Below are 18,095 nucleotides of genomic sequence, written 5' to 3'. Positions count from 1 at the left end.
CGGCGTTCAACGTAGTCAGTAGGTGTTGGCGATGGTCCGGCTTGCCCTGGTTCTCTTGTTCGGTGCGCTGACGGGCGCGGCCGCGGGACACGCTCAGGCCCAGCACCTCGACGTCACGCCATTGCCCGAGGCGCCCTGGTCCGAGCCCGGATCCGTGTCGCATCAACAGAATGAACGCGCGAAGGGCCTCTATGCGTCCGGTCAGTACGCCCAGGCCAGGGCCGTATGGGAGAACCTGGCTTCATTCGGCAATCTGGAGGCCCTGAACAACCTCGGCGTCTACTATCAGGAAGGCAAGGCCGTTCCGGCCGACTACGATACCGCCATCCGATACTGGACGCAGGCGGCGGATCGGAACTTCACGCCCTCCCTGATGAACCTCGCGACGGTGCACCGCGCCGGCTACCCCGGACATCCGCCCGACCTGCGCGCCGCGTTCGGCTACTATGTGCGGGCGGGTCGCGGCGGCGACGGCTCGGGCGCGTTCGCGGCGGCGAACATGGCGTTTCAGGGCGTCGGGACGGTCGCGAGCTTCGCGGACGGACACCGGCTGCTGACCCTGGCGGCCGATCTCGGCGACCCCTCCGCCTTCATGATGATGGGCAAGTACGACGAGCTCGGCCTGAACCCCAGCGGCGATCTGCTCTCTGCGCAGGACTGGTATGAGAAGGCTCGTCAGATGGGGCACCCCATGGCGGCCGCCGCCCTTGCCGCCCTGCCGAAGCCCGACGTCGGCGCCGTCTACAGCATGATGCGGGCCGAGCGTCACGCGGACGCCCGCCGCCTGGCGGCCGAGTTGTGCAAGTCGAATCTCGATGCTCAGGCCTGCAGCATTCAGGGACAATACGATCTCACCGGCGCATCCGGCGTCTCTCGCGACTATGTGGCGGCAGGGCGCGCCCTGGAATTCGCCTGCGCCATGAAGGTCTCCGGCAGTTGCCTGAACTTCGCCCATGCCGTGGCGGAGGGGTCCCAGGTCCGCCTGGGCAGTTTCAGCATGGCCGACTACATGAAGGCCGAACAAGAGTATGCGCGGTCTTGCGACGAGGACAAGAACTACACCTCGTGCGCTGGTGTCATATTTTTCAACTATTACAGCGCATTCGGCCTGAACAACCGGCAAAAGATCATGGCTTACGGCGCGCGCGCCTGCATGAACGGCGGCAACGACTTCGCCTGCGATGTCTGGATGCCGATGTTCAACGCCAATGTGCGCGCGACCTACGGCGGCACTGCGGGCAGCGCCTCTCGTCAGAACGGCTTCGGCCGCTTCCTCGGCAATACGCTGGGAACGATCGTCCAGGGACTGGCGGCCGGGGCCCAGGCGTATAGCGCCGGATCTGGGACTTCGTCGTCCGGGTACCGCGGATCGACGTACGCCGGCGGTTCGAGCCCGTCGTCCTCCAGCACGCGGGACTTCAACCAGTATCTGAACTCTGTCCGCTCGATCGGCACGGCCTATTCCGCGCCCTGCCCGGCCTCGAACCCCTACTGTCGATAACAGCTGTGGCGCTTTCCCGGCGGCGTGACTCTCGCGCCGCCGGGATCATTGCGCCTCGGCGATATCAGGCCGGTTCCATCACCGGGGCGGCGGCGACGACGCTCTTGATATAGTCGCGGATGGCTTCGTCCGTGGCGTTGGCGAAGAAGTATTCCTGGAATTTCTCGCCGGCCACAGCGGCCTTCAGCAGGTCCTGATCGACGGTCTTCAGCACCGTCAGCATGTCGTGACAGGTCACGCCCTTCAGCGACTTCAGGATGCCGCGGTTCTTGGCCATGATCTCGGCGCGCTCCTTGGGATAGCCCAGGCCGCGCTCGCCCTCGAACAGCTTGCGATAGACGTCCTGCAGATTCAGCTCGGCCGCCCAGCCGAAACCCTTGGCGTACGGCATGGAGATGGCGTTGCCGTCGTTGATCTGGCCGAACAGGAAGGCGTCGGTGGGGTCGATCACCAGGCCGCAGAACACGCCCGGCATGGAGTTGCAGGCCAGCATCGAACCCATGCCGGTGCCGCAACCGGTGACCACGAAATCCGCCGCGCCGGAGTTGAGCAGGATGCCCGCCAGCAGACCGTTCATCACATAGGTCAGCGAGGCTTTGTCCTCGGGCGCATACATGCCGTAGTGGAACACCTCATGGCCCAGGGGTTGGGCGACGGCGGTCAGGGCGTCGTGGATGACAGCGCTTTTGGCGGCCTGGCTGTTTTCAATGATCAGCGCGATTTTCATGGCGTTTCCTCTCGGCGGGGACTGTGAACCGGAGCCGCACGTAGCGGCGGTCGGTCTCGAATGATACCGGTGTCTAGCATCTAAGCGCAGACATGGGCAGGGTCATGGCGATCGGGTTACAGGCTTTGAACGCCTCGCCTCGGCGCGCCTGTCGACCTAGGCTCCAACCTCGGATTCTATGGAGACGACCATGCGACTGATCGGACTGTCGGGCAGCCTCAGACAGGCGTCGTTCAACTCGGCCCTCCTGCGCGCCACCCAGACCCTCGCGCCGGACGGCGTCGAAATCGTCGCGGGCTCCATTCGCGGCATCCCCCTGTATGACGCCGATCTCGAACGCGATCAGGGGCTGCCGTCCGCCGTCACCGACCTGAAGGACTTGATCGCGGCCAGCGACGGCCTGCTGCTGTTCACGCCGGAATACAACAACTCCATCCCCGGCGTGTTCAAGAACGCCATCGACTGGCTCAGTCGCCCGGCCGACGACATCGGCCGCGTGTTCGGCGGGCGACCCGTGGCGGTGCTCGGCGCCTCGCCGGGCGGTTTCGGCACGATCCTCAGCCAGAACGCCTGGCTGCCCGTGCTGCGGACGCTCGGGACCGATCCTTGGTTCGAAGGGCGGCTGATGGTCGCCCGCGCCGGGTCCGTGTTCGACGCCGAAGGCCGGATCACCGACGAGGCGGTCCGCAAACGCCTGACCGACTTCCTGAACGGCTTCGCCGCGCATTGCCGACAACACGCCGCCTGAAACCCCTGCTTTGCGCTGGATCAAGGCGCACGCTCCGCTTCAGGCACACAGAAACCCCGTCGCCCGAACTCCCACCCGGGCCAAACTCGGCGCGGCCGGGCTGATGTCCGGCCGCGTCCTTATCCGTCCGCAAAGGCGAAGGGCGCGGTCGGGCGGCGAATGTCGTCGCTCAGGATCGGCCGGCCGATCGGCGGGGCTGACCGCGCGGTGCACTCGGCGCGATGGCACAGGCGACAGGCGACCCCGATCGGCGTCGGCGCGTCCGGGAAGCCCTGGGCGTAGATCAGCCTGTCCGCATGCTCGGCCGCGCAGACCATGGCCACGGCTCGCTCGATACGCGGCGCCCCGTATCCGCCTCCGCCCGCCGTGACGGTCCGAGCGATCGAAAAGAACCGTTGGCCGTCCGGCAGCTCCAGCCACTGCCGCACGATCTCGCGCGGCGTGCGGAACGCCGTATGCACCGACCACAGGGGGCATCCGCCCCCATGCCGGGCGAAGGAAAAGCCCGCCCCGTCCAGACGCTTGGACACATTCCCCGCCGGATCGACCCGCAGGAAGAAAAACGGGACCCGCTCCTGCCCCGGCTTCTGCAAGGTGGTCAGCCGGTGCGCCGTCTGTTCGAAGCTGGTTCCGAACTGGCGCGACAGGCCTTCGATGTCATATCGCCGTGTCTCCGCCGCCCGAGCGAAGGCGGCGTAGGGCATGACGACGGCCGCCGCCGCATAGGCCGCCAGGGCCCGCCGCGCCAGGCGTCGCCCGTCCTCGGTCGAAAACGGCGTCCCCGCCAGCGCCGCATCGATCTGACCGGCCAGATCCAGATAGGCGATCTGGGATGCGAGTTGAAACTGCTGCCCGGCGGCGTCCAGGGCGTCGTCCAGCAGGACTTCGCGGCGATGCAGGTCATAGCGCCTCAGCGACCCCACCATCACCTCCGACGGCATCCGCCGCGTCCGCAGCCCATGCCGGTCCTTCAGCCAGGCCGCCAGGCCGCCGAGTTCCGCGACCGACCGCGAAATCGCCTCGGCCGCCTCATCAAGCGCCGGGAAACAGTTGCGATGCGCCGCCAGGAACCTCCGGGACTCCGCCACCGGGTCGCCGGCGTCATCCGCGCGACCCGATCGAGCTTCTGCGGTCCTGTCGGCCAGCGCCAGATGCTCCTGCTGATAGGCCGCATGCAGCCTCAGCAAGGCCTCGGTCACGCCCGGAAAATTGGTCGTCAGATCGGCGTTCTCCAGCGGCGGCAGGTCGATGTCGGCGAACATCGGGTCCTTCAGCACCACCTGGATGCGAGCGGCGATGTCGCTGGTCGCCTCCCCCGCCAAACTCGCCATGTCCAGCTTGTAGGTCTGCGCCAGACGCAACAGCATCTCCGCGCTCAGCGGCCGATGATTGCGCTCCAGGAGGGCGATGTAGGAGGCCGACACCTCAAGGTCCGACGCCATATCGGCCTGGGTCAGACCCAGGTCGCGCCGAATGCGGCGTAGGCTGGGTCCGACATAGAGACGGCGGGGCGTGGACATGTTGGCTCACCGGTTTGTCAGGACATTACATCATTACAAAGAATGTCTGTAAAGTTTGACGGCTTCACTCCGCAGGCCGATGACGGCCGGACTCGGCGGCCGTAACCGAAAGGCCTCTCGACTTCCCCGAAGGACGCCCGCCATGTCGTATCAAGATCACATCGCCCAAATCGGCTCGCTGATCGCCGCCAAGTCAGGAACCTGGGACGGCATCAGCCCCGAGGCCGTCGCCCGGATGCGGCTCCAGAACCGCTTTCAGACCGGCCTGGATATCGCGCGCTACAACGCCGCCATCATGCGCCGCGACATGGCCGCCTATGACGCCGATCCGTCGCAATACACCCAGTCTCTGGGCTGCTGGCACGGCTTCATCGGCCAGCAGAAGATGATCTCGATCAAGAAACACTTCGGCACGACGAAGCGGAAATACCTCTACCTGTCCGGCTGGATGATCGCTGCCCTGCGGTCGGAGTTCGGCCCCCTGCCCGACCAGTCGATGCATGAAAAGACCTCGGTCCCGGCCCTGATCGAGGAACTGTACACCTTCCTGCGTCAGGCCGACGCTCGCGAACTGGGCATGATGTTCCGCGATCTCGACGCCGCGCGCGCCGCCGGTGATGAAGTCAAGGCGCGACAGATTCAGGACGCCGTTGACACGCACCAGACCCACGTCGTGCCGATCATCGCCGACATCGACGCCGGCTTCGGCAACGCCGAGGCCACCTATCTGCTGGCCAAGAAGATGATCGAGGCCGGCGCCTGCGCCCTGCAGATCGAGAACCAGGTCTCGGATGAAAAGCAGTGCGGCCACCAGGACGGCAAGGTCACGGTTCCGCACGAGGACTTCCTGGCCAAGGTCCGCGCCTGTCGCTACGCCTTCCTGGAACTGGGGGTCGAGGACGGGATCATCGTCACCCGCACCGACAGCCTCGGCGCCGGCCTGACGAAACAGATCGCCGTCTCCAATGAGCCGGGCGACCTGGGCGACCAGTACAACAGCTTCCTGGACTGCGAAGAGATCGCGCCTGCCGACCTGAAGAACGGCGACGTTATCCTGAACCGCGACGGTAAGCTGCTGCGGCCCAAACGCCTGCCGTCCAACCTGTTCCAGTTCCGGCCCGGCACCGGCGAGGACCGATGCGTTCTGGACAGCATCACCTCGCTTCAGAACGGCGCCGACCTGCTGTGGATTGAGACCGAAAAGCCCCACGTCGAGCAGATCGCCGGCATGATGGACCGCATCCGCGCGGTCATCCCCAACGCCAAACTGGTCTACAACAACTCGCCTTCGTTCAACTGGACCCTGAACTTCCGTCAGCAGGTGTTCGACGCCTGGGCCGCCGAGGGCAAGGATGTCTCGGCCTATGATCGGGCGAAGCTGATGAGCGCCGACTATGACGGCACGCCCCTGGCCGACGCCGCCGACGAAAAGATCCGCACCTTCCAGGCGGACGGAGCGAAACGGGCCGGCATCTTCCACCACCTGATCACCCTGCCGACCTATCACACGGCCGCCCTGTCCACGGACAACCTGGCCAGGGAGTATTTCGGCGACGCCGGCATGCTCGGCTATGTCGCGGGTGTTCAACGCAAGGAGATCCGCGAGGGCATCGCCTGTGTGAAACACCAGAACATGTCCGGCTCCGACATCGGCGACGACCACAAGGAATATTTCGCCGGAGAGGCCGCTCTCAAGGCCGGCGGGGTGCACAACACGATGAATCAGTTCGGCGAAGCCGCCTGATATGCGTCACGTTCCAACAGTAACGCCCGGACCTCTCGGCCCGGGCGTCTTCGTATTCATTTCAACGGCCGCTCAGGCCGCCATCGCGACGTCCGGCCGCTTCAGCGCCGCATCGATGACGTCCGCCGAAGCCGGAACCCCGACATAGAAGCCCTGGGCAAGTTTGCAGCCCTCGCCGCGCAGCATCCGCAACTGCGTGCCGTTCTCGACCCCCTCGGCCAGGACCTTGACCCCCAGGGCGTCGGACAGGTCGGTGATCGCCTTGATGATGGCCGTCGCATCCGGCCGCACCCCCAGATTGACCACGAACGACCGGTCGATCTTGATCTTGTCGACCTCGAACTGGCTCAGATAACCCAGGCTCGAATAGCCGGTGCCGAAGTCGTCCAGGGCGATGGCGAAGCCCATGGCCCGCAGGGCGTCCAGGCTCGCGGTCGCGACCGGATCGGGGTCCAGCAGAATGCCCTCGGTGATTTCCAGCTCGAAATCCTGAGCCTTGACCTGATGATGCTCCAGCAGGCGCTTCACCGCCGGCACGAATTCCGCGGACTTGAGCTGGATCGGCGAGACATTGACCGCCACCTTCAGACCGCTCCACCGCTTGGAATCGCGGAACGCGGCGCCCAGCGCGAACAGGCCCATGGCCTCGCCCAGGCCCGCCTGTTCCCCGATCGGCACGAACACCGACGGCGGCACCTCTCCACGCGTTTCGCTGGACCAGCGCATCAGGGCCTCGACCCCGACCAGATCGCCCTTCTCGTTGACCTGCGGCTGATAGACCATGTTCAGCCCGCCGCCGACCAGGGCCGCCCGCAGCTCCCGCGCCAACTCCAGCCTCAGCTTGCTGGACTGGTCGAACTCCGGCTCGAAGAAGGCCACGGCGGCCCGGGCGTTGCGCGCCGCAGACAGGGCCAGACGCGCCTGTCGAATGGCCTCGCGCGGATCGGCGCAGTCGGCGTCGGGGAAGCTCACGCCGACCGCGCTGCCGATCACCACCGTGCCTGCGGGCGTCGCCACCGGCATGTCCATCAGACGGTTCAGCTGTCCGCTCAGCACCGCCAGCTTGGCCTTGGTCAGGGAGCCGACGACGATAGCGAACACGTCTTCGCCGACGCGGGCGACCCGATCGATGTCGTCGAACACACCTTGCAGCCGCTTGGAAATCTCCACCAGCACGGCGTCGCCGCAGTCGTGGCCGAGATTGTCATAGATGTCCTGCAGACGGGTCAGACCGACGCACACGATGGCCCCGAAGGTCGGGTCTTCCTTGTTCGCGATCGCCCGGCGACGCTGGTCGTCCAACAGGGCGACGACGCCGGTCAGGTTCGGCAACTGGGTGACCACGTCGTGGTTCAGCAGATACTGCGACCGCGCGGCCGACGTCCGGCTCAGCTGCACGGACTTCCGCCATTGCCGAAACAGCACCAGCGACCCCGCGACCAGTCCGGCCGAAACCGCCGGCAGGGTCGTCCCTGCGCCGGCCACGTGGATGGTCTGCGCCATCAGGGTGATGACGCTGCCCGAAAGGGCGACCAGGGCCGCGCCCGTCAGCAGGTCCAGCTTTTCGCTGGGCGGCTCCGCATCGGCGCGACGGCCAGACGCGGAACGCTCGCCTCTAAGAAATCCGAACATACGCATCCTGCGTTTCGTCCCCACACGAAAGGCAGTTTACGTCCGTCCGGTGGACAAAGACTTACCGACCTCGGGACGCCGCGTCGCCGCGCGCCAGCGCCCCTTCAGCGGTGATCGTCGTGTCCGCATTCTCGACGACCGACAGCGCCGTCACTCGCACGCCCGCCTGTTCCAGGCCTGACAGCCAGGCCATGACCGTCCCGACCGGCGCCCGCTCGGCCATGAAGCTCAGGTCGCCACCCTCGGACATGCCGAACACGACGGACAGACCCGCCGCCTCCGCCCTCTGGCGCGCCACGCCCTCAAGGTCGCCCTCGAAGGCCGGGGCGCGACCGGCCGAGAGCCGCCGCGCGGCGACGGCGACCGCTGCTTCCCGCGTCACCGCCGCCTGTCGCTGATCCTCGGACGCCAGACGCCAGACGTGGACCGGCCGATAGACCAGCAGCCAGCCCGCCGTCAGGAGAGTCAGCACAAGGCAGACCCCAAGCATTGCCCGCTCCCGCGGCGACCGATCGCCGATCCAGCGATACAGGGGCTCGATCACGCCGCTCATCGTCCCGTCACCCTCACGCCGCTGACCACACGGCCGCCGTCCTCGACCGTGCTGTCGTCCTCCAGCCTGTATCCCGCGTCCGCCATGGCGGATCTCAGCCGATCCAGGTCCTGAAACGCGGCATAGCTGACCGTCGCGCTCAATCCACGTCCCGCCTCGGCCGACAGGGCGTCCAGTTCCGCGCCCTCGACCGTCTCCACCGCCTTGAACAGGGCGGCGGCGGCTCCGGTCACGCCCTGCGACAGCATGCCGTCGCCCTCCGCGATCAGACGTTCCGCCGCACCTTCGCCCGCGCCCGGCGCCACGCCCTGAACCAGGGCTTCGATTCGGCGCTCCGACCGCGCGGCCGCCATGCGGTCTCGCGCTCCGACCGCCAGGTCGATCAGAACTGGCGAAACCGCAAGACCTGCGGCCAGCATCCCCGCGATCAGTGCGCCATGTCGCGCCCGGTCGCGCCGTCGCACATCGGCCGCCGACAGATTCAGCGGCGGCGACGCCGCGATCCGCGCCAGCTCCCTGCGCCAACGCGCATCATCGACAACCTGGAACCCGGCTTCGGTTAGGGCCGCGACCAGGTCCGGCTGCACGGTCGCGGCGGCGTTGCGCGTCCGCACGATCACATCGCCGCCAATGTCGCGAACCCATGCCGCCGCATCGTCATCGGGCTCGGGCAACACCAGATGATCCGGCACAAGGGCGTCGGCCCGCACCCCCAGACTGCCCAGAAAATCCGTCCACGCCTGAAGCAGGGCCGAGGCCGTCACCGCGACCAGCCGATCCTCCCGCCCCGGCTCGATCGGCCCCAGGGTCACCGTCAGCCGCTCCGGCGCCGTGGCCAGTTCCTCGCGCAACGCCCACAGCGCCGCCGCCCGCACCTGGGCGTCTCCTCCGAACGGCAAGGCCAGCCGCCTGACCAGAACGTCCGAGCCCGACACGATGGCGACGGTGCGCATCGGCCGATAGTCGGCGGCGTTCTCAAGCGTCAGCCGCCCGGCCTCCACCACGGTCCCGTCGGCATCGACATGAAGCAGGGGCGCGGGCTGGTCCGCCGTCGCGGGAATGAAGATCAGTCGTGTGGGGATCATTCCGAGGGCGTCCATCGGCGGGAAACGGTGCGGACCCGGCCGTCGGCGGCCAGTTCCAGAAGGGCGTTGCGGTAGAAAGCTTCGCCGCCCACCTCGACCTCGACATCGAGGTTGAAATAGCGGGTCGCAAGGCTCGGCTGGCTGCGGCGCGCTTCATCGGGGTTGAAGACAGCCATCGCCGGCTGCCGCCAGAAGGCGTCCAGATCGGCCCAGCCGTTCTGCGGACGTCCGGCCAGGGCGGCCCGCGCCGCCCCGATCGGCAGACGTCCTTCGCTCAGCGCGACCAGCAACGGCGCCTGATCGGGTCGCAGGGTGTTGGGATTGATCGGCGACAATCGCGTGGTCGGCAGGGCGCACAGCCACGGGCGCAGCCGATCGTACAGGGCCGCGTCCATGCCCTGCACGGCGCGCAACTCGCTGACCTCCGCCATCATCACCCCGGCGGTGCGATACGGCCGGGGTCGCGCGGCGTAGCGGGCGTCCTCCGCGCCGTTCGGCCGGGCTTCCGAGTCCTCGTCCATCCAGTCCACCATGGCGTCCGCCAGCGCCGCCATCCGCGGATGCGGTGCGCCGATCGCGACCCCTAGGGCGACGAACTGGGCCACGCCTTCCGGCTGGACGATCAGGTCCTCGCCCTGCCCCAGCACCAGACTGTTGATGTTGAAACAGGCCTGGCCGTCGCTCAGCGTCGCCGTGATCGATCCGTCCTCGACCGGAAAGGCCATCCGGCGTCCGTTCCACGCCGGCTGAACCGGCGTTCGACCAGGCGATATCCGCGTCAGACGCTCGATCTCCGCCGCCGCCAGCCGTTCCGCTCCGGCGCCATAGGCCTGGCCCTGGGCGGTCAGTTCCAGATTGGTCGTGCGGCGCACCGAGAACCGCACGTCATCGAGGATGACCACGCACACCGCCGCCATCGTCGCCGTCAGCAACAGCACGGTCAGCAGGGCCATTCCCCGGCGAGACGCGCGAGACCGCTTCATGCCGCCTCGACCAGCAGCAGCTGATCCACCTCTCCCAGCCCGTCGATGGTCAGGAACAGCCGAACAGCTTCAGGCAAAGGTCGATCGGCCGAGGCCGCATAGGCCGGCGCCTCGGATCCCCGCGTCACGAAACGGACCTCCGCCCGTCGCACGCCGCGTATCAGCACCTGGGCCGGTCCCGGCCGCGCGCCGTCGAGATGGGTTGTGGCGCGTCGCTCCAGCCGGTCCTCAACCAGTCGATACTCGACCCGTTGGATCGACGGCCGCGCCGCGCCGTCCGGATTGGCCCAGCCCGCCCGCGCCAGCACCAGCAGGGGGTCGCCGGGCTGCGCCGGGCCGACGATCGGCTGCGGCGCCGGCCGCCCCGTCGGCCCGCGCGTCCGCCGCGGCGCGGCCTGGGCCAGATCGGCGCGCAGCAGGGCGCGCAGCTTCTGCAGGTCGCCGACAACCTCGCCCTGCCGCCGCACGGTTTCCCGCGTATCCAGCGTCCGCGCCAGCACCAGCGTCCCCGCTGCGCCCAGCAAGGCGAAGACGCTCAGCGCGATCAGAACCTCCACCAAGGTGAACCCCGCCCTGTTCACGCCTCTCACCGGCCCTGCGCGCCGGCGAACACGACGCGGCGCGCCGCCTCCTCGTTCTCTTCGGCCACGACCCGCACCTCGACCCGACGCAGGTTCGGGATCTCCGTCGTCGCCACCGACCGACGCCAGCGCCAGTCACGGCCGGCCAGAATGACACGCCCTTCTTCCGACCCGTCGCCCAGGCCCAGCACGGCCTCGGCGGCGATGTTGTCCGCGACGATCCCGCCCAGCGTGCGGTCCTGCACCCGAGCGGCCGACCGCACGCTCTCGCCCGACAGGTTGAGCAACGCCATCGCCGCCAGGGCGAACACCGCCATCGCCACCAGCATCTCGATCAGGGAAAAGCCGTCCCGCCCCATCAGATCATCCATCGCCCGCCGTCGCCCCTTCGACCCGCACCTGACCAGCTTCGTCGATCCGGACGACGGCGGTCACACCCTCCCGGCTGATGCTGCGCGACGCGGGCTCGACCGCGCCGGTCGGATCGAACGTCCAACGCTCAGCCGGGCCCGACGAGGTTACCCCCTCCTCCCACGCCTGTCCGGTCAGCGGGCGACCGGCGGCGACCCAATCGCGCCCTTGCAGGATGCTGAAGCGATATCCCGCCTGGTCCACCGTCGCCGAGACGGGCCGGTTGGACAGGATCGCTTCGGAGCGCGCCTCGGCCAGCCGCGCCGCGAACCGCTCGGCGGTGCGCACCGCCGACGGCTGCGACGGCATGGCGGTCATCACGACGGCCCCGGCGGCCAGTCCGATGACCGCCACCGTGACCATCAGCTCCACCAGGGTGAAGCCGGAGCGACGGCGCCGACCCTCCGAACCCCTAGCCTTCCCAGTTGCCGATGTCGGCGTCATCGCCCTCGCCCCCCGACTTGCCGTCCGCCCCGAACGACCAGACGTCGAACGCCCCGCCGTGGGCGCTCTGGCGACGGTACTGGTAGTCATTGCCCCAGGGATCCTGCGGCAGCCGTCGCACATAGCCGCCCTGGCGATACCGTTCCGGCCGCGCCAGATCACCCGGCGCCGCCCGCAGGGCCGCCAGCCCCTGGGCGTTCGTGGGGAAGCTGAGGTTGTCCAGCCGATAGGTGTCGATCGCCTGTTCCAGCACGGCGACGTCCGCACGCGCCTTTTCGACCCGCGCCCGATCCTGGCTGGGCAGGACGTTGATCGCCACGACGGTCGCCAATAGGCCGATGATGACGATCACCACCATCAGCTCGACCAGGGTGAAGCCGGCGCGGCCGCGACGCCGTCGGTTGAGGGCAGGAGTGATCTTGGACATGGGAAGGCTCATCGCAGCGCCAGGGAATTGATCTGAAGAATGGGCAGCAGGATCGACAGCACGATCAGCGCCACCACCCCGCCCATCAGGACGATGATCGCCGGCTCCAGCAGGCTCAGCATCGTCGCGGTGAAGGTCGAGAAATCGCGTTCCAGATAGTCGGCGGCGCCGTCCAGCATCGGCTCCAGCCGCCCCGCGCTCTCGCCCGAGGCGGTCATGGTCAGCAGGATCGGCGGGAAGATGTCGGCCCGACGCATGGCCGCCGACAGGCCCGCGCCCTCGCGCACGGCCTCGGCCATGGCCAGGGTCGCCTGACGCAGGCGGCGGTTCTCCACCGTCCGCGCCGCGATGGTCAGTCCCTCCAGCACCGGCAGGCCCGAGGCCAGCATGGTCGACAGCGTCCGCGCCAGCCGCGCCGCATGGAGGTCGCGGATCAGGCGGCCGATGACCGGCGCCTTCAGCATCCATGTATCGAGCCTCAGCCGCACATCCTCCCGACGCCGCAGCAGCATCCCCCCGCCGACGACGCCCGCCACGATCAGGGCGATCAGCCAGCCCCAGTCCCGCATCAGATCCGAAAGCCCGATCACCAGTCGCGTCAGCAGCGGTAGGGTCTGGTTCAGGTCTGCGAACTGATCCACCACCTTGGGGACCACGAACACCATCAAGGCGCCGATCACCCCGACCGCCACGACGGCCAGCACCAGCGGATAGACCAGGGCGGTGACCACCTTGGCCCGCGCCTGCTGGTCGCGTTCCAGATCGTCGGCCAGACGCGACAGGATGGATTGCAGGGCGCCCGACTGTTCGCCCGCCGCCACCATGGCCCGATACAGCGGCGGGAAGGCCCGGCCCTGCTCCGCCATGGCCTCCGACAGTCGCCGCCCTTCCAGAATACCCGCATGCACGGCCGAAAGGATGCGCCGCTCGGAGGGCCGGTCCGACTGACCCGCCAGGTTCCGCATCGCCTCCTCGACGGGCGCTACAGCCGTCAGCGCCGCCAGCTGGCGCGTCGCCAGCGCCAGACGCCGCTGACCCAACCGGTCCCGGGGCGGGCGTGATGGGGCCTTGGGCGTTTCGACGGCGTTCTCTCCCGCCGCGCCCAGTTCCAGCACCATCAGCCGGCGCTTCTCCAGGCCCCGTCGCGCGGCCTCGGCGTCTGATGCGTTCACGGCACCGCCGATGGTGCGACCGGCCCCGTCCACGGCCGTATAGGCGAAGGCCGGCATCAGGCGGCCTCTTCAACGGCGTCACGCGCCGTTTCCTGACGCGCGGCGCGCAACGCCTCCTCGACCGAGGTCAGACCGTCGGTGACCGCCTTTCGCGCGCGTCGCTCCAGCCGATCCTTGGCCTTGAAGGCGACAGAGGCCAGGTCGTCCTCGCTCGCCCCGCCGGAGATCATCCCTCTCAGGGTCTCGTCGATTCGCGCCACCTCATACAGGCCGACGCGGCCGATATAGCCGGTCTGGCCGCAGCGATCGCAGCCCACCGGCCGCCAGATGCGCTGCCCCGCCTTGACCCCGATCAGTCGGGTCACGGCGGCGTCGGCGACATCCTCCCGCTTGCAAGTGTCGCACAGCCGCCGCACCAGCCGCTGCGCCATCACCAGCCGCACCGTCGAGGCGATCAGGAACGGCTCCACCCCCATATCCTTCAGCCGCGTCACCGCGCCGAGGGCGTCGTTCGTGTGGACGGTCGACAGCACCAGGTGGCCGGTCAGGGCCGCCTGCACCGCCACCGACGCCGTCTCCGAATCCCGGATTTCCCCGACCATCACCACATCCGGATCCTGGCGCAGAATGGCGCGCAGTCCGGCGGCGAAGGTCATGCCGACCTTGGCGTTCACCTGGGTCTGGCCGACGCCGTCGATCGCGTATTCGACTGGATCCTCGACCGTCAGGATATTCCGGGCGCCGTCGTTCAACAGGTTCAGCGCGGCGTACAGGCTCGTGGTCTTGCCCGACCCGGTCGGCCCGGTGACCAGCACGATGCCATTGGGCTCGGACAACGCCCGCCGAAACACCGCGATCTCGTCCGCATTCATGCCCAGCTGGTCGAGCGTCAGCCCGGTCTGGTCCTTGTCGAGAATCCGAAGCACCACCCGTTCGCCGCCCCGCGCCGGCAGGGTCGAGACCCGCACGTCCAGCGACCGACCGCCCAGCGACAGTGACATCCGGCCGTCCTGCGGCACGCGCCGTTCGGCGATGTCCAGCCGCGCCATGACCTTGATGCGCGACACGATCACCGAAGCCGCGCGCGGGTTCAACCTCAACGTCTCGCGCAACACGCCGTCGACGCGCATCCGCACGACCAGGGCCGCCTCATAGGTCTCCAGATGGATGTCTGACGCCCCCTGCCGCACGGCCTCCGCGATCACCCCGTTGATCAGGCGGATCACCGGTGCGTCGTCCGCGCTGTCCAGCAGGTCCTCGGCCGCCGGCAGATCATGAACCAGCCCGTCCAGCCCGCCCGGCATGTCCAGCTCGGCATCAGCGCCCGACAGCGTGTCTTCCGCATAGACGTCCGCCAGTCGCCGATCGAAGGCGGCGGCGGCCATCCGCTGAACCTGCAACGGTCGGCCCAATGCGCGCCGCGTCTCGATCAGGGCGCGGGGATCGGCGTCCTCGCGCAGGCCGACAACGGCGATCTCGCCCGCGTCCAGCAGCAGCACGCCATGGCGGCGCGCAAAACCATAGGGCAGGCGCGGGGCGACCAGGGTGATCATGACGCGGGCGACCCTGCGGCCGGCAGCGCTTCGCCCTCGACCGGCGCCAGAACCAGCGGCGGCGCGCCCGCCACCGGCGGCTGGGTGCGCATATAGTCGCGCAGCAGCATGTCCAGCGACGGCTCCACCGTCGGCTGGGCCCGCAGCTGTTCGCCCCGCATATAACCCCAGCGATCGGCTGTCAGACCCTGGGCCTCTGCCGGGCTGCGGATGATGGTCGGACGGATGAAGATCATCAGATTGGTGCGCCCGCGCTGGCGTCCCTGTGATCGGAACAGCGCCCCCACGCCCGGCAGGTCGCCGAGACCCGGCACCTTGTCGACCGACACCCGGTCGTTCTGGTCCAGCAGTCCGCCGGCCACCGCGATGTCGCGATCATCGACCACCAGGGTGGTCTCCAGCTCCCGCTTGTTCAGCACCAGGTCCGTCGCCCCCTGGGTCAGCACGCCGTTGATGCTGGACACCTCCTGCCGCACCGTCAGGGTGATCGACCCTCCGGCGTTGATCTGCGGCCGCACGATCAGCTTGACGCCGATGTCCTTGCGCTCGGTGGTGGTGAAGGGGTTGGAATTGCCGTCCAGCAGGGTGCTGCCGGTCGTGATCGGCACCTCCTGCCCGACCAGGATCGTCGCCTCCTGATTGTCCAGCGTCATCAGCGACGGCGTCTGCAGCAGGTTGGAATTCTCGTCCGACTTGGCCGCGTTGATGACGAAGCCGAACAGCCCGTCGCCCATCGAGCCCCCGGCCCCGCCGACGAAGCCGTTGGCGCCGACCAGGGAGTTCAGCGCCAGATCCTGCAGCCGGTCGCGCAGCGGATCGTCCTTGTCCAACTGACCGGACGCCGCCCCCGCCGCCAGCGGAACCAGCGGCGCCGCGCGGTCGGAATAGTTCGTCAGTCCGACGCCCTGCTCCCCGGCCAGCATCCACTGCACGCCCAACTCGCGCACGGCCGTGTCGGACAGCTCTACCACGATGGCCTCGATCAGCACCTGCTGGCGGCGCACGTCCAGCTGACGGATCACCTCGCCCAGGCTGCGTTGCAGATCTGCAGGGCCGGAAATCACCAGGGCGTTGGCGCCGGGAAAGCGGGCGATGGAGGCGCGCTGGCCGGTCCGTGTCACCGCCGAAACCGCCAGCGGCGATGCAGTCGCTCCTTCCGCTTCGGTCGAACCGCCGCCCAGGCCGGATCGTCCGGTCGTCCCGGACGCCGCCGCGCCTGACGTGGTCGGGGCGCTCGCGGCCTCCTGCCCGATCATCTGTTGCAGCACCGGCAGCAGTTGCGCCGCGTCCGCATGCTGCAGGAACACCACCTTCACGTCTTCCGACGACCGCGCGCGGTTGTCGAGATCCTCCGCCAGTCCCTTCAGCCGCGCCGTCGCCGCCGGCTCGCCGCGCAGGATCAGGGCGTTGGAGCTCTCGACCGGCGTGACCGTGACCATGCCGGCCACACCGCCCGGCCCCGTGGTCGCAGCCTGCAGCACTGCGGCGATCTCTCGCGCGGAGGCGTTGGACAGCCCGACCACCTCGAACGCCGCTCGATCCACATCGATCCGGCCGACCAAAGCTCTGACCCGGGTCAGATTGTCGGCGAAGTCGGCGACGACCAGGCTGTTCGATCCCGGATTGGCCAGCACCTGGCCCTGCGCTCCGACCAGAGGCCGGATGGTCTCGGCCGCCGAGGCGGCGTCGATGTGGCGCAGGTTGAACACCTCGGTCGAGAACCGCTCTGTTCCCACCGTCGCCGGTCCCTGCGCGGCGCCCTGGGCCGGGCTGATGCGATAGGCGCCGGACGAGGTCGGCGTCACCACCAGGCCGTTCGCGCGCAGGGTGGACAGGAAGACCTCGAACGTCTGGGTCCGCGTCAGGGCCCGATCGCTGGACACCGTCACCGTGCCAGTCACCGCCGGATCGACGATGAAGGTGCGGCCGGTCGAGCGCGCGATGTCCTGGATGAAGGCGCGGATATCGGCGCCCTGGACGTTCAAGGTCTGGCGCGCCTCCTGGGCCAGGACGACGGCAGGCGCCGCCAGTCCCTGGACGGCGATCAGGGCGGCGGCCGCGACGGCCGACAGACGACGGAGCGATGGATTCACGGGGCGGCCTGAATGCTGGAAGTTTGCACGACGCCGTCGCGCTCGAATCGGATCTGGGCGTTGCGGGCGCCGGCCAGCCGGTCCCTCAGCCCCGCGACCGCCTGAGGAGAATTCAGCTCGACACCGTCCACCGACAGGATCACGTCGCCGGCGCGCAGCCCTGCCGCTCGCAGCGCGGCGCCGTCGCCGGTGGGGGTCACCGCGAAACCGTTCAACGCCATTCCCTTCAAACGGGGCCGCAACCCGGCCTGGGCGATCAGTCGGCGGGGATCGACGCTCGCCGGTCCCGCCTGCGCCTGCGTCGCCGCAGCGGGCGTCGGGGTCATGACCTGGGGCGCCGGGGCGGGCGCCGGAGGTTGCGGCGCGTTTGCGGGAACCTCCGTGAACACCAGCCGGCTGACTGAGCCGCCTCTCGCCAGGATCACATGATCGGGGGCGACGGATTGCAGGAGCAGCCCGGGCTCGACCTCCTCGCCGACCCCGACCGAGATCTGACGGCCGTCTGCCAGACCGATGATGGCCGAACCGCCGTCCCGTCCCCCCGCACGCACGCCGTACAGACGCATCTGGGCGGCGTCCGCCCCCGTGGCCTCCGCCAGGCTGCTCTGGCCGCCGGTGCGGAAGAAGGCGTCGAACCGGCCGAACACGCTCGGATCCGCCGGGGGAGCCTGAACCTCGTCCGCCACCGCAATCGTGGGACCGGGCTGAACCAGCATCCAGACCAGCCGGCCTGCCTGAACGACCAGCGCCAGGCCCAGCACCACGCACAGGGCGGTGACGCCGTCGACACGTCCCGACATGCGCTCCCGCACGCCGATCAGGGCCGATCTGAACCGATCACCGATCTGAACCACGCCGACGGTCAAGCCGCGCCCCTTCGCCGCCTCGGCCTTTCGGGCCGTGTGGGGCCGCTCGTAGCGT

General features: G+C 68.7%; 17 protein-coding genes. 3 read left to right on the top strand and 14 right to left on the bottom strand.

Annotated elements, in window-relative coordinates:
* Positions 1 to 31: 31 nt before the first annotated feature.
* Entirely contained in the window at positions 32 to 1,501 is a 1,470-nt protein-coding gene (locus ACO2Q1_RS10180; RefSeq protein WP_423329398.1) for a tetratricopeptide repeat protein, read from the top strand.
* 64 nt (positions 1,502 to 1,565) lie between these two features.
* On the opposite strand, the gene ACO2Q1_RS10175 is transcribed toward ACO2Q1_RS10180, so the two are convergent.
* Positions 1,566 to 2,228 carry an RpiB/LacA/LacB family sugar-phosphate isomerase gene (locus ACO2Q1_RS10175; protein ID WP_423329397.1) on the bottom strand — a complete coding sequence of 221 codons (663 nt, stop codon included), beginning with the start codon at positions 2,226 to 2,228 and terminating at the stop codon, positions 1,566 to 1,568.
* A gap of 190 nt (positions 2,229 to 2,418) precedes the next feature.
* On the opposite strand from ACO2Q1_RS10175, the gene ACO2Q1_RS10170 reads away from it, so the two are divergent.
* Positions 2,419 to 2,976: an NADPH-dependent FMN reductase gene (locus ACO2Q1_RS10170; RefSeq protein ID WP_423329396.1), complete on the top strand. Its 558-nt coding sequence runs from the start codon at positions 2,419 to 2,421 to the stop codon at positions 2,974 to 2,976.
* 119 nt (positions 2,977 to 3,095) lie between these two features.
* Here the strand turns inward: ACO2Q1_RS10170 and ACO2Q1_RS10165 are convergent, their stop codons facing one another.
* On the bottom strand, positions 3,096 to 4,496 hold the full coding sequence (locus tag ACO2Q1_RS10165) for a helix-turn-helix domain-containing protein (protein ID WP_423329395.1): 1,401 nt from the start codon (positions 4,494 to 4,496) through the stop codon (positions 3,096 to 3,098).
* 142 nt (positions 4,497 to 4,638) lie between these two features.
* On the opposite strand from ACO2Q1_RS10165, the gene ACO2Q1_RS10160 reads away from it, so the two are divergent.
* Complete coding sequence (locus tag ACO2Q1_RS10160) at positions 4,639 to 6,240, top strand: isocitrate lyase (protein WP_423329394.1); 1,602 nt, start codon at positions 4,639 to 4,641, stop codon at positions 6,238 to 6,240.
* 72 nt (positions 6,241 to 6,312) lie between these two features.
* Here the strand turns inward: ACO2Q1_RS10160 and ACO2Q1_RS10155 are convergent, their stop codons facing one another.
* From ACO2Q1_RS10155 to ACO2Q1_RS10100, 12 genes are read right to left on the bottom strand one after another with little or no spacing between them, the layout of a single operon-like run.
* The gene (locus ACO2Q1_RS10155; protein WP_423329393.1) at positions 6,313 to 7,878 is read right to left on the bottom strand and encodes a putative bifunctional diguanylate cyclase/phosphodiesterase; all 1,566 of its coding nucleotides are present in this window, start codon (positions 7,876 to 7,878) and stop codon (positions 6,313 to 6,315) included.
* A 55-nt stretch (positions 7,879 to 7,933) separates the two neighbouring features.
* Entirely contained in the window at positions 7,934 to 8,425 is a 492-nt protein-coding gene (gene gspM, locus ACO2Q1_RS10150; protein ID WP_423329392.1) for a type II secretion system protein GspM, read from the bottom strand.
* Positions 8,422 to 9,510, bottom strand: coding sequence for a type II secretion system protein GspL (gene gspL, locus ACO2Q1_RS10145; RefSeq protein WP_423329391.1), 1,089 nt, complete (start codon positions 9,508 to 9,510; stop codon positions 8,422 to 8,424). Before gspL ends, gspM begins: the two co-directional genes overlap by 4 nt.
* Positions 9,507 to 10,493 (bottom strand): type II secretion system minor pseudopilin GspK, encoded by a 987-nt coding sequence (gspK, locus tag ACO2Q1_RS10140; protein ID WP_423329390.1) that lies wholly within the window; start codon positions 10,491 to 10,493, stop codon positions 9,507 to 9,509. Before gspK ends, gspL begins: the two co-directional genes overlap by 4 nt.
* Complete coding sequence (gene gspJ / locus ACO2Q1_RS10135) at positions 10,490 to 11,074, bottom strand: type II secretion system minor pseudopilin GspJ (RefSeq protein WP_423329389.1); 585 nt, start codon at positions 11,072 to 11,074, stop codon at positions 10,490 to 10,492. The genes gspK and gspJ overlap by 4 nt, the downstream gene beginning before the upstream one ends.
* Before the next feature lie 5 nt (positions 11,075 to 11,079).
* Positions 11,080 to 11,445: a type II secretion system minor pseudopilin GspI gene (gspI, locus tag ACO2Q1_RS10130; RefSeq protein ID WP_423329388.1), complete on the bottom strand. Its 366-nt coding sequence runs from the start codon at positions 11,443 to 11,445 to the stop codon at positions 11,080 to 11,082.
* Positions 11,438 to 11,929: a GspH/FimT family pseudopilin gene (locus ACO2Q1_RS10125; protein ID WP_423329387.1), complete on the bottom strand. Its 492-nt coding sequence runs from the start codon at positions 11,927 to 11,929 to the stop codon at positions 11,438 to 11,440. The genes gspI and ACO2Q1_RS10125 overlap by 8 nt, the downstream gene beginning before the upstream one ends.
* Positions 11,898 to 12,356 (bottom strand): type II secretion system major pseudopilin GspG, encoded by a 459-nt coding sequence (gene gspG, locus ACO2Q1_RS10120; RefSeq protein ID WP_423329386.1) that lies wholly within the window; start codon positions 12,354 to 12,356, stop codon positions 11,898 to 11,900. Before gspG ends, ACO2Q1_RS10125 begins: the two co-directional genes overlap by 32 nt.
* 8 nt (positions 12,357 to 12,364) lie before the next feature.
* Positions 12,365 to 13,585 carry a type II secretion system inner membrane protein GspF gene (gene gspF / locus ACO2Q1_RS10115; protein ID WP_423329385.1) on the bottom strand — a complete coding sequence of 407 codons (1,221 nt, stop codon included), beginning with the start codon at positions 13,583 to 13,585 and terminating at the stop codon, positions 12,365 to 12,367.
* Complete coding sequence (gene gspE / locus ACO2Q1_RS10110) at positions 13,585 to 15,081, bottom strand: type II secretion system ATPase GspE (RefSeq protein WP_423329384.1); 1,497 nt, start codon at positions 15,079 to 15,081, stop codon at positions 13,585 to 13,587. Before gspE ends, gspF begins: the two co-directional genes overlap by 1 nt.
* Positions 15,078 to 17,174 carry a type II secretion system secretin GspD gene (gene gspD, locus ACO2Q1_RS10105; RefSeq protein WP_423329383.1) on the bottom strand — a complete coding sequence of 699 codons (2,097 nt, stop codon included), beginning with the start codon at positions 17,172 to 17,174 and terminating at the stop codon, positions 15,078 to 15,080. Before gspD ends, gspE begins: the two co-directional genes overlap by 4 nt.
* Positions 17,171 to 18,040: a type II secretion system protein N gene (locus tag ACO2Q1_RS10100; RefSeq protein WP_423329382.1), complete on the bottom strand. Its 870-nt coding sequence runs from the start codon at positions 18,038 to 18,040 to the stop codon at positions 17,171 to 17,173. The genes gspD and ACO2Q1_RS10100 overlap by 4 nt, the downstream gene beginning before the upstream one ends.
* Positions 18,041 to 18,095: the final 55 nt, after the last annotated feature.

The sequence above is a fragment of the Brevundimonas sp. VNH65 genome, from assembly GCF_049445955.1.
GTDB lineage: Bacteria > Pseudomonadota > Alphaproteobacteria > Caulobacterales > Caulobacteraceae > Brevundimonas.
Note: the sequence above shows the minus strand (reverse complement) of the source record. Positions and strands in the feature narration are given on the sequence as shown.